The sequence below is a fragment of the Flavobacterium sp. genome (assembly GCF_024305175.1).
Taxonomy (GTDB): domain Bacteria; phylum Bacteroidota; class Bacteroidia; order Flavobacteriales; family Flavobacteriaceae; genus Flavobacterium.
Genome location: NZ_JAMWYY010000031.1, coordinates 1 through 12,406, shown reverse-complemented (window position 1 = coordinate 12,406; position 12,406 = coordinate 1). Strand labels below are relative to the sequence as shown.

Below are 12,406 nucleotides of genomic sequence, written 5' to 3'. Positions count from 1 at the left end.
ATACTGCTAATGAAAGATAACAGGTTTATAAGCGGCCGGCTGAAAAGCTTTGTATATGCATTTAGGGGTGCTTATAAACTTGTGGTTACAGAGCACAGCATAATGGTACAATTTATTATTGCTGTGCTTGTAACTATTACAGGCTTTATCTTTAAAATTTCGGCTACAGAGTGGATGCTGCAAACCCTTGCCATAGGCTTGGTGTTAAGCGTAGAAGGTGTTAATACTGCAATAGAAAAAATAGCAGATTTTATTCACCCGCAATATAATGAACGTATTGGTTTTATAAAAGATATTGCAGCAGGCGCGGTAACTTTTGCCGCACTCGCGGCATTGTGCATAGGGCTAATAATTTACATCCCTAAAATTTTCTGAAGTTTTTCAGGTAATTTGATATTTTTACAACAATTATAATTGTTTCATGGCTAAAGGCAAAAAAGAAAAATCGGCAACAGAGGCAAAACCGGTAACAGAAAAAAGAAAATGGAAACTGTCGCGCAGGTATAAAGTACTGATCGGAATTTTACTTTTCCTGTTTGCAGTTGCCATGCTGCTGTCTTTTGTATCATACTTTCTATACGGCGAGTATGACCAAAGTGAGCTTGATGCCTTTACAAACCGCGAAGAACCTGTTTACAACTGGCTCGGTAAATTTGGCGCATGGCTGGCCAACCTGTTCCTGTATCACGGCTTTGGTGCTGCATCATTTATACTCATCCGTTTTTTCTTTTTGTTCGGGGCTTACCTCGTGTTAGACCTGCCTGCCGGTAAACTTAAAAAAACACTTTTCTGGGATTTGTTCCTGGTAATAATTGTATCGGTACTGTTCGGCTTTTTTAACCCTTACCTACCCGAACTGGGTGGCGTTATAGGCTATGAAGTCAACCTTTTCATGCAGGATTATCTTGGTAAAACAGGCACCATGCTTGTGCTTATATTCGGCTTGTTCACCTTCCTGTTACTCAGAGTAAAAATTTCGCCCGATGCCATAAAATCGTTGTTCGAGAAAAAGCATCGCGAACCTGAGGAAGAGCCTATTGCAGATGTTTCAGCAAAACCGATACCCGAACCTATGCAGGCTGTTGAAGATGATATTCGGCCAATAGCACTTCAGGAAGAAGAAACAGATGAAGATGACGAAGCGCTTACTAACTTTAAACTTAAAACAAAACCTTCTCAGTTTGAAATAAACAGGGAAACCCTTAAGCCTACTATAACGCACACTTCAGAAATCAGTCTAAGCCCTAAAACAACAATAAAAGAGCCTGAACCCAAAAACAATGCGGATGATTTTTTGAGCAGTACCGGTGACGAAACTGATAGCTTTGTTATAGAGCAGGCAGTTGAAGAAGATATTGTAGAAGAAAACCTTGCTGCAAAACTGGTAAAAGATTTTGGCGAGTTTGACCCGACATTAGAATTATCAAACTACCAATTCCCTTCTATAGAGCTATTAAAAGATTATTCTTCAGGGGGTATTACTATAAATCAGGAAGAGCTTGAAGAAAACAAGAACCGTATTGTTGAAACTCTCCGCAATTATAAAATTGATATAGCCCAGATAAAGGCAACCGTAGGCCCTACTGTTACACTTTATGAAATTGTTCCGGAAGCAGGTATACGTATTTCTAAGATTAAGAGTCTTGAAGATGATATAGCCTTGTCGCTTTCCGCTTTGGGTATCCGTATTATCGCACCCATACCGGGTAAAGGCACCATAGGTATAGAAGTGCCAAATAAGAACCCTACTATGGTAGCTATGAAATCGGTTATAGCATCACCAAAATTTCAAGCAGCAGAAATGGAATTACCTATTGCGTTAGGCAAAACCATTTCTAACGAAACCTTTGTTGTAGACCTTGCCAAGATGCCCCACCTGTTAATGGCAGGTGCCACCGGACAGGGTAAGTCGGTAGGGTTAAATGCAGTGCTTACATCACTGCTATACAAAAAGCATCCTGCTGAAGTAAAATTTGTATTGGTAGACCCTAAAAAGGTAGAACTCACACTGTTCAATAAAATTGAAAGGCATTACCTTGCAAAACTGCCGGACTCTGAAGATGCAATTATTACCGATAATACTAAAGTAATAAACACGCTTAATTCGCTTTGCGTTGAAATGGATAACCGTTACAACCTGCTTAAAGAAGCTATGGTACGTAACATTAAAGAATATAATGATAAGTTCAGGCAGCGTAAGCTAAATCCTGAGAACGGGCACCGCTTTTTACCGTATATTGTTTTGGTTGTTGATGAATTTGCCGACCTGATAATGACAGCAGGCAAAGAGGTTGAAACACCAATTGCAAGGCTCGCTCAGCTTGCCCGGGCAATAGGCATCCACCTTATTATCGCTACACAAAGGCCCTCGGTAAATGTAATTACAGGTATAATTAAAGCTAACTTCCCGGCACGTATAGCTTTCAGGGTAACTTCAAAAATAGATTCACGCACCATTCTGGACAGCCAGGGTGCTGACCAGCTGATAGGCCGTGGCGACCTCCTATACACACAGGGTAACGATCTTACAAGGGTTCAGTGTGCATTTGTTGATACGCCTGAAGTAGAAAAGATAACTGAATTCATTGGTTCTCAAAAAGCATATCCGGACGCTTACCTGCTTCCCGAATATTTTGGTGAGGAAAGTGGCACTAATCTTGATATAGATATATCCGAAAGAGATTCGATGTTCAGGGATGCTGCAGAAGTTATAGTTACCGCGCAGCAGGGTTCGGCATCATTACTGCAACGAAAGCTTAAACTGGGATATAACCGTGCAGGCAGGCTGATAGACCAGCTTGAGGCAGCAGGCATTGTAGGCCCTTTTGAAGGCAGTAAGGCGCGTAATGTGCTTATACCTGATTTAACTTCTCTTGAGCAGTTTTTTAAAAATGAAGAAAATGACTTTTAAAATGTACAGGAGTATAAAGCTTACATTACTTTTTATCTTTACTTTCGGCTTATCGGTTAACGCACAAAACTCTCAGAAGGCTAAAGACCTTTTAGACCAGGTTTCTACAAAAATAAGGAGCTATGACAATATTGTTATAGACTTTAAATATACCATAGTTAATCCGGCAGACAATTTAAACCAGGAAAGTAAAGGCAATGTAGCACTTAAAGGAGATAAGTATGTACTTAATGTGATGGGCATTACCCGAATTTATGATGGCAGCAGGGTTTATAATATAGTGCCTGAAGATGAAGAAATATCTATTTCTACCTTTGATAACCAAAATTCTGATGAACTTACACCTGCAAAAATGTTTACATTTTTTAATTCAGGCTACAAGTATTACTGGGATATAACCCAAAATGTGAAAGGGCGTAAAATTCAGTATATTAAACTAAAACCAACAGAAGCATCTAACCCTACCAAAGAAGTGCTTATTGGCATAGACCTCCAGACAAAGCATATATATAACCTGATAAAGATGGATAAGAATGGTACTAAAACTACCTTTACCATAAATTCTTTTAAAACTAACCAGCCTTTGTCAAAAAATCATTTTACCTTTACAGAGAGTAAATACCCTAATTACTATATTAATAGATTAGACTGATTTTACGGTGAAAATATTAGACCGCTACATCCTTACCTCCTTTCTTAAAACATTCGGATCAGTATTTATAATCCTGTTTTTTATTTTTATCCTGCAGGGTATATGGCTGTTTATTGCCGAACTTGCAGGTAAAGACCTTGATGCATGGCTGGTGACTAAATTCCTGTTGTTCTACTCCCCTACTATTGTTCCGCTTGTATTACCGCTTTCTATACTGCTGGCTTCTATAATGACATTTGGCAATTTTGCCGAAAACTATGAGTTTGCAGCCATGAAATCATCGGGTATTTCATTGGGCAGGGCAATGCGGGTGCTTATGATATTTATTTTTGGTTTAAGCATTGTGGCTTTCTTGTTTGCAAATAATGTTATACCCAGAGCTCAATATAAATTCATTAACCTCCGTAAAAGCATAGTACAGCGAAAGCCTGCAATGGCTATTGCCGAAGGGCAGTTTAATGCTATAGGCGACTTTAACATTAAAGTTGATAAGAAAAGCGGAGAGAACGGCGAAAAACTTAAAGGTGTTACCATACACCAGCGTAAACCGGCGTCATCTAATGCTAAAATAATAAGGTCTAAAAATGGGGTGCTGCATAGCAGCGAAGATTCAAACCTGTTGCAACTTGAACTTTTTGATGGTTATTATTATGAAGAAGTAACTTCTAAAGATCCATCAGAAAGGCAAAGGCTGCCGTTTGCAAAAAGCAGCTTTTCCCGTCAGGTAATGAATATCGACCTCACAAAATTTAATGAAAGTAATGGTGATAACGAGCAGGTATCGCACACCAATAACATGCTTAATATAAGTGAGCTTAACTACACACTCGATTCTTTACAGCTAAATTATCAAAAGGAAAGAGCAAGTATAACCGAGAATGTTACTAACCGTGCCAGTATAGTACTTTCTAAACCTTCTTCCCGCACAATATTGCGTGAACGGGATAGCATTGGTATAGAAAAAAAGCCTTTACCTAAAGCAGTAAAAGACAGTGTTCCTGCAAATCTTTTATCTCTTGTAGATAAAGACGAAGACAAAAAGAAAGTTCTTGAGCTTGCTTCTAACAGCCTCAGCAGCTCGAACTTTATAATAATGGCGGGGCAGAATGAACTGAAAGAAAAAATCAAGAACATTAACGGTCACTGGCATGCGCTTTACGAAAAATTTGTAATAGGCTTTGCCTGTATACTTATGTTTTTTATAGGCGCTCCGCTGGGCGCGATAATCAGGAAAGGCGGCCTTGGTTTGCCTATTGTTTTTGCGGTACTTATATTTATTATATTTCACTTTATAAATACATTTGGTAAAAAGCTGGCGCAGGAAGATGGTATTCCTCCTTTTGCAGGCGCATGGATGTCATCATTTGTATTAGCGCCACTTGCCGTATTACTAACCTATAGGGCTACAAACGACATTGGTTTGATAAATATGGATAACATTTTGCTGCCGTTACAAAAACTGGTACAGAAACTTTTTAAGCTAAAACCTAAAGAACAGTAATAAAAATGCTGACTACTACCGAACAAAAAATACAACTTAACACAATAGAAGAAGCCATAGAAGACATACGCCAGGGTAAGGTTATAATTGTGGTGGATGATGAAGACCGCGAAAATGAAGGCGATTTTCTTGCCGCCGCAGATAAAGTAACCCCTGAAATGATAAACTTTATGGCAACGCATGGCAGAGGGCTTATCTGTACTCCGCTTACAGAAAAGAGATGTAAAGAGCTTGAGCTGAATGTAATGGTTTCTAACAATACTGATGCAATGCAGACTGCTTTTACAGTATCTGTAGATTTGCGTGGTAATGGTGTAACAACAGGTATATCGGCCCAGGACAGGGCTAAAACTGTTGAGGCGCTTGTAAACCCGGAAACTAAACCATTTGAGCTTGGCCGACCCGGGCATATATTTCCGCTTATAGCTAAAGAAGGCGGTGTACTAAGGAGAACAGGCCATACAGAGGCTGCTATAGATTTTGCAAGGCTTGCCGGTTACAGGCCCGCAGGTGTTATTTGCGAAATAATGAATGATAACGGCACTATGGCAAGGCTTCCTGAACTGTATGAAGTTGCTAAGAAATTTAACCTGAAGCTGGTATCTATAGAAGACCTTGTTGCCTACCGTATGCAGCACGACAGCCTTATCCAGAAGAAAGAAGATTTTGAGGTAAACACCCGCTTTGGTACTTTCCGATTAAGGGCTTACCTGCAAACAACAAATAAGCAGGTTCATATTGCGCTGACAAAAGGAAGCTGGAATACCGGTGAGCCTATACTCACGAGGATTAACTCTACGCAGGTAAATAACGACATCTTAGGCACTTTAACCAATAATGCTGACAAGAAGCTGGAAAGTATTTTTAAACGCATTAATAAAGAGGAAAAGGCTGCTATACTATTTATTAATCAGGAAGTCCAGCCGGGCGAATTACTGCAGCGCATTAAAGAACTGAAAAACCTGCAATCGCAGGGAATAAACAAAGCGCCGCAAATAAAAATGGATGTAAAAGATTTTGGTATCGGTGCGCAAATATTACACGATATTGATGTATCTAAAATGAAGCTGTTAACTAATTCCGCACAAACTAAACGTGTTGGAATGATAGGCTACGGACTTGAAATAACAGAATACATATCTTTTGATGAAAATTAAATTATTATTAATTTTCAGTAAATGAAAGGGTTAAAAGTATCACAGGTATTTTTTATGTTTTTTTGAAAAAATGTGTTTGGAAAACTGTAAAAGGTTACTATATTTGCAACCGCAATCAGGGAACAAAGATTGTTAACATACTGGAGAAATGGCAGAGCGGTCGAATGCGGCGGTCTTGAAAACCGTTGACTGTAACAGGTCCGGGGGTTCGAATCCCTCTTTCTCCGCAAAAAGCCCCGTAATCATTTGATTAACGGGGTTTTTATTTTGTGACAATTAAAAATTTTGCGTCAATGTTTGCTTTTAAAAAGCATCATTATCTATAAACTTTTTCAATAGGATTAACTATACGTTTTTATTCCTTAAATTCTACAACTTTACTACAACTATAATATTAACGGGCTTGTTCTCGGACATTGATTTATTTAATATGATTCAACTATTTAGATTTTATATAAAGAATTCTGCTGACGGTTTACAACATTTTATAATACCTCAAGCGATTTATCAATCACCCAAGGAATACATGTCATAAATTCTACCTGAATTAAATCTATCTTGTCAGCAAAGTGAGTTAAGTCGTTGCCATTTGCGAAGCCGACTGAAAACTTATCTGTCGTTGCTGTCAAATCTAAGGTGTAACCGCCTGTAGGTAGAGCAACTCTACAATCTTTTCCAGTTAATATATGCCCTTTGAAGTGAAACCAACCACCAATACGATGAAGTCCGTCGGGCAGTGTATCAAAGAAAATGATTTCTACTTCTTTTTTGTAGTCAATTCCTAAATCGTAAAAAAGACGATTGATTTCTTCAGGGAATACTTTGTCACGATAGGCAATATAATTTTTGCAATAGTTACAACTACAATTTTCAGTCCCGCTTAGTAAAACATTTGCATAAGCCTGTATTGTTAACTCACGGTCAACATTAAATACCCAATCTCTATATTTTACATTTGTATTAGACATTATTTTATCTAACTATTTATAAATATTGGCTTCATAGTATGACGCTAAAATTGTTGCTCCAAAAAGTATATTTTTATTTAGCGAAATAACCTCATTTCGTTAAAGTAATAGATAATATATATTATGTATTTGACACTTAAATAAACATTCTTAACGAATTATAGCAATAAAAAAGCTTCAGTAAAAACTGAAGCTTTTTTAAATATGTGGGCGATGAGGGATTCGAACTTTTATGCCGAAACCACTGTCCTCGCTATGTTTTCCAAAGTTCATTTTGGCTGTGCCATGAACTTTCTTTTAATCTATCCAAAATCAAGATAAAACCTGTCAACTTAAAGAACCATAATTCACTACAAAATTAGCTATTTTATGTACTTTTTAAAAGTAATCAAAAATATTATTGTACCAATATTTTACATATAAAAACTGTACTTAAGTTGCATGCTATCTTGTGGACTTAAATATTTCAGTATTTCTCCGACGTTTCTTGCACATTCAATTGTGATAGGCATTTGTCTATCAAATTGAGTATTATTCCAATTCATTTTGGTTAATGCGAGGATTTCGTCGCATATAATATTCGGAGACTCATCGTGTTGTGCTAATTTAATTTCAATAGCTCTGGGAATATATCTACCTGGATATGTCTCATAGTATGGAACTGAACCTCTAGTATATAGTAAGTGATATTTATCACTGATTGCAAAATGTGTTCCCCTCATTGGTGGATAATTTCCACTCCTATACAATCTTAAATCCGAAGTTTGTATTGAAATTAAATCGATCTGATTTATATGTAATTCACTTGCCGCCTGAGTAAATCCATATACTTCATCTTCACTGAAGTTTGAAGTCTTATGAATTACAAGTCTCTTAGGAAATATTTTAACAGCTTCGTAATATTCAGTTAAAGATTGTTTTAAAAGATTAAAGGCTTGTTCTTCACTTAGATGCGGTGTCCTATCATTCTTTTTCAATGTAATTTCTTCACCTCTTAAAATCACACCTTTTCCAAGTTCATTAAATATTTGAGCAATACTCGTTTGGGTTGATCTTCTATCTCTGCTTTTGAAAAAACTAATACCTGCATAACAAGTAGTTTCGGCAGAATCTTTTCTTATCAACGCCCATGGAGTTCCGGATGCTTTATAATATAATGCAGTAAAAAAATTCCATGCAATGGTAGCAGGATCTTGCATCTCCTTGGTTGGCTTTGCAACCCTATCTCTAATAATTTGGATAGGTATGTTATATTGCATTGCTTTTGCTTTAAGATTTCTTCTAAAATTTTGTTCTTTTGCAGAAACTTCTCCCTCATCAAAATCTTTTTCATAAACTTCGGTCTCTTCTTCATCTTCATCTGATAATTTTTCCTTAGCTTCGGTAATATGCTTCATAATATTCTCTGGTAAAGCACAAAGAATAACATCCGGTTTCTTATTCTTACTTAAAAATTTTATCTCGGCCAGGTACAATTCTGTTATTTCACTAATTACTATTTCAAGAGAGCTGCTTCTCTTTACAATTTTCTCTAAATCAGAATTGTTGAGCTTTCTTAAATAAGTGTAATCATAATTAATATCGCATTTAAAGCCTACATTTTTATTGAAGCCGCAGAAGTTTAAAAATAAGTTTGGATGCGGTGTTTTACTTTGCTTTCCGTCTATATGAGTTTTGCACGATTCTATCCACTCTAAAACAGCATCAACACTATCTGACTTACCAACTACTCCAATCGTTATTCTTTCAGGCCTCACTTGCCCAATATCAAATGGATTAAAAGTATATATACCACTTTTAGGACAAATGTGATGACCTAAACCAAATTGTAATGAAGGTTCCTCTATATATCTTAGATTCATTAATCAAAAAATGTTGCGTTCGTTAATTCGTTGTCTGGGCTTATCTCTAGTGGAACAGAACCAGACATTTCTTCTATAATTTTGACTGGAACCCACTTCTGTTCATCTAAACTTGGAGAGAGGCTCATTGGTTCAATTTTCGATGGTTCCAAGTATGGGTAGTAAGTAGTAAATAAGTCCATGTATGATAAATAGTATGCAAAAAATCTGAAATAGTTGTAAACAGAATTATTGTTTTCAAGCCTTTTTATTCCGGCCATGTATGCCGATTCATAACGACTTTCTTTATATCCTCCCGGATTAGTGAAGCTCCACGTTGGATTTATGACTAAATACCAATCCCTTTTAAAATTCAAAAATGATGCTTTAAAAGCCAAGTGTCTATAACAAATAATATGCCCCTCCTTCTTATTAGTCATTTCGAAAATAACCGTTTTAGTAGACTCTTTTTTACCTTTCCATCGTATTTGCTTTGCTTTTGGAGGTCTTGAACTAACAAATCTGAAAATCCTACGAGGAGGAAAGAATTCTATTCCTCTATAATAACAAAGTTGTATTAAAGCCTTTCTCAGAAGATTTTTAAATACTCTGTTATTTGCTTCAGTTTGTTCATAAAAATCATCACAATCTAGAGAAGTTATCGTTCCCACATCTATGATTTTTCTGAGAGGTTCACTACTTTTCGACAAATTACGAAACGTATAAATACATTTCTCAAATAAAATCCAGTCTTCAAAATGTATCTGATTCTGCTTTAAGGCTTTTTTTACTAAGTTATTTGGTTTTAATTTTTTTACTTTCTTTTTCCCTATACTCTGCAAATAGTCATTCAGATTTTCAAGAATAGCTTCTTCATCAATAAACAATTCTGCTTTGTATAGTGTTCTAGGAAAAGTGATTTTAACCATATTAGGCGATATTTCCTCTGGCTCGTTATTTAGATACCCATTTTCAAATTTAAGTTTGCGTTGTTCTATCTGTATATCGGAAAATTCGTGCTCATATAGTTTTGAAATTGCATGGATCTTTGGGGTCGAGCTTATAGCATTTATTTTCTGAAGGATGACATCCCTATCAATGATATGCTCGCCGGATTCAAACACAAAATTTTCCGGGATAATATCAGTCAGATTTGCGTCATTATACTGTGGCTTCCTTTCTGTTAAAATATAGAAATAAAGAACGTCAAACTCATTCTGCAATTCATGCTTTGCAAAAGTTTCAAGAGTGGATTTTATTTTATCAAAGGAAGATGTCGACGTAACTTGAAAAGCTACTCGATTTTTGAAATCCGCTAAATCAATTGCGGGAAAATTTTTCTTTTTAGTAGAATTTAAATTTTCAAGTTCTAATCCAAAAACTTCATTTAATAGAGGTACTAAGAAGTTTTCAGAATGGATATTAATATGATAATTTCCTATTGCAGTAAATCCCTCCACTTCATGAACAAATCGCGCTGCACAAGAATTTATTTTATTGATATATTCAATCCTATTCAATTTTTAAAGTAATTTAATTAAACCACTCATGCTAATTAAGCTAATTTAACAAAATTTATTCGACTTTAATTAGAACAGCATAAAACAAATGTACTTACTGTAGATTATTAGCATCTAAATTCTAAAATAATCTGTGACTTGATAACTTTTCTCCACTGTCTGAAACTAAGATCTCTTTCCAAAAGTCAGCATTTTTTGTTTTGTCTGAACTATTATAACAACCGTCATAGATTTTTTGAAGCGTGTCTTGTTTGTGTTGAATGCCTACCGTTGTTTTTGTTCCGTTTTTGTAGACCCAGTAATTCATCATTCCTTTTGAAATTACACTAGCTTGGGTGGGTTCTTTGAGCAACCGAAAGTCGTCTTCCAATTTAATTTCAAATTTGTAAGTGTCTGTTCCGTCCGACAATTCAAATTCAACTTGTTCGCCACGTTTCAGAAAGGGTTCGTTTTTTATTTTGCGAAGTTCTATTAATGTGTGTAAACAATTTCCAACTTCATGATTAAATTTTGGTACATCATAACTATCGTGACTAGTTGGGTTTAAAACAAACTTTCTATGACTATCTAACGCTTCAAAAAGTGCTTTATCAAGTCCGGCATTCTCAGCAAATATTTTTGCCTGCATAATTAACCCATTTAAGTCATGAAGATTATATTCAGATGTATAATGGTATTTCTTGGGTAAAAAATCTTTGCAAAATGCTTCAGCTTCTTTTCGTAAAAAATTACCGGCTATTTCATATTCCTTTTTGTGGAAATACAGCTCCGCTTTTTCAAGATATGTATCTGACGTTTTTATCAAAGGTTGAGGAATACCATCTTTCTCACATTCGTACATTTCAATATATTTCCAATTTTCTTGTGAAAAACATTTTATGCGATGACGAAGTAATTCAAAAAAGTTACGGTCGTGGGTTAAAATTATAAGTTGATAGTCAGTAAATTCTTTTAAGATAATATCTAATACAATTTCACGATTGCTCATATCTAAGCTTATTAGCACATCGTCTAAAATTAAAAATTTTGGTGTGTTACCTGCCATCGCACCACTCAATTTTTGATCAAGCATGGCAAAACGAATAGAAAGAGCAATTGCTGTTAATTTTGCTTCGTTTAAAAATGTATGGGGTCGAGAGATAGTTCTTTTTTCTTCCTCTAATCTTACATGATTAAATTTAGCATGGACAAATATTTGCGGAGCAATGGTTCTATGATTTCTCTTAGTGCTGCTTCCTTCGATAAATGCATCATAAGAACAAGCTTTGGTATCAAAACTAATTGTAAATGGTTGTTTAAATTTTTTTAAATATTCATTTACAGATTCTACAATAGATTCAAAATAGAATTTGAGTTCAGTATTAAAAACATTTACTGCTTTCGAAAATGCTACATAAGCAGGGTCATGCATCCTACCTCGCGGATGTAACCCCCCTTTTATATAGTCCCACCATTCTTGTGCATTGGCTGTAGCGACTGCCGCATCGTGACGAACCAATACTTCCCGAAAGTTAATGAAAGGCAAAATATCTTTATCCATTATCGGAAATAGATTTATTTCCTGAGGATTTTTGAAATCGTGAATTTTAGAGAGCAACTTGTAGTTGATAAGCTCACTACCCTGGACAGCTTGTTCTATTAATGTTCCCGTTCGGGTATTTACTGTTGTATTTGATATTAATTTATCTGTGGTAGATTCTTGATCATCTTCAAAAATTAATTTTATGTAGCTTTCAGCAGCATCTTCCGCAAAACGATTTCTGAGATTTTCAGGATGGTTATGTAGGAAATACTTTTGAACTTTAGAAATATCGGATTTAAAAATACTTTGAAAAAAAGTATATAACGCCCAATAT

At 35.8% G+C, this 12,406-nt stretch carries 9 protein-coding genes and 1 tRNA gene; 6 read left to right on the top strand and 4 right to left on the bottom strand.

Annotated features, from left to right (window positions below):
* The 6 genes from Q0K96_RS09080 to Q0K96_RS09055 all read left to right on the top strand — a co-directional run bounded on the left by Q0K96_RS09080 (window position 1) and on the right by Q0K96_RS09055 (window position 6,448).
* Window positions 1-375, top strand: coding sequence for a diacylglycerol kinase family protein (locus Q0K96_RS09080; protein WP_297333707.1), 375 nt, complete (start codon window positions 1-3; stop codon window positions 373-375).
* A 46-nt stretch (window positions 376-421) separates the two neighbouring features.
* Window positions 422-2,911, top strand: a complete 2,490-nt coding sequence (locus Q0K96_RS09075) for a DNA translocase FtsK (RefSeq protein WP_297333685.1) — start codon at window positions 422-424, stop codon at window positions 2,909-2,911.
* Entirely contained in the window at window positions 2,901-3,563 is a 663-nt protein-coding gene (locus Q0K96_RS09070) for an outer membrane lipoprotein carrier protein LolA (protein WP_297333684.1), read from the top strand. Before Q0K96_RS09075 ends, Q0K96_RS09070 begins: the two co-directional genes overlap by 11 nt.
* A gap of 7 nt (window positions 3,564-3,570) precedes the next feature.
* A complete protein-coding gene (locus Q0K96_RS09065; protein ID WP_297333683.1) occupies window positions 3,571-5,064 on the top strand; it encodes an LptF/LptG family permease in 1,494 nt (497 codons plus the stop codon).
* Window positions 5,065-5,069: 5 nt separating this feature from the next.
* Entirely contained in the window at window positions 5,070-6,221 is a 1,152-nt protein-coding gene (ribB, locus tag Q0K96_RS09060) for a 3,4-dihydroxy-2-butanone-4-phosphate synthase (RefSeq protein WP_297333682.1), read from the top strand.
* A gap of 142 nt (window positions 6,222-6,363) precedes the next feature.
* A tRNA-Ser gene (locus Q0K96_RS09055) sits at window positions 6,364-6,448 on the top strand.
* Between the two features lie 258 nt (window positions 6,449-6,706).
* Here Q0K96_RS09055 and Q0K96_RS09050 read toward each other — a convergent pair.
* The 4 genes from Q0K96_RS09050 to Q0K96_RS09035 form a co-directional block, all read right to left on the bottom strand.
* Entirely contained in the window at window positions 6,707-7,189 is a 483-nt protein-coding gene (locus Q0K96_RS09050) for a hypothetical protein (protein ID WP_297333681.1), read from the bottom strand.
* Between the two features lie 413 nt (window positions 7,190-7,602).
* A complete protein-coding gene (locus Q0K96_RS09045) occupies window positions 7,603-9,051 on the bottom strand; it encodes a hypothetical protein (RefSeq protein WP_297333680.1) in 1,449 nt (482 codons plus the stop codon).
* A complete protein-coding gene (locus Q0K96_RS09040; protein ID WP_297333679.1) occupies window positions 9,051-10,550 on the bottom strand; it encodes an SMEK domain-containing protein in 1,500 nt (499 codons plus the stop codon). The genes Q0K96_RS09045 and Q0K96_RS09040 overlap by 1 nt, the downstream gene beginning before the upstream one ends.
* A 121-nt stretch (window positions 10,551-10,671) precedes the next feature.
* The coding region (locus tag Q0K96_RS09035; RefSeq protein ID WP_297333678.1) for a hypothetical protein at window positions 10,672-12,406 on the bottom strand (1,735 nt) is incomplete at its 5' end.

Coding starts and splice junctions, on each gene's coding strand:
- Q0K96_RS09075 (WP_297333685.1), top strand. CDS start 422: ATGGCTAAAGGCAAAAAAGAAAAATCGGCAACAGAGGCAAAACCGGTA.
- Q0K96_RS09070 (WP_297333684.1), top strand. CDS start 2,901: ATGACTTTTAAAATGTACAGGAGTATAAAGCTTACATTACTTTTTATC.
- ribB (WP_297333682.1), top strand. CDS start 5,070: ATGCTGACTACTACCGAACAAAAAATACAACTTAACACAATAGAAGAA.
- Q0K96_RS09050 (WP_297333681.1), bottom strand. CDS start 7,189: ATGTCTAATACAAATGTAAAATATAGAGATTGGGTATTTAATGTTGAC.
- Q0K96_RS09045 (WP_297333680.1), bottom strand. CDS start 9,051: ATGAATCTAAGATATATAGAGGAACCTTCATTACAATTTGGTTTAGGT.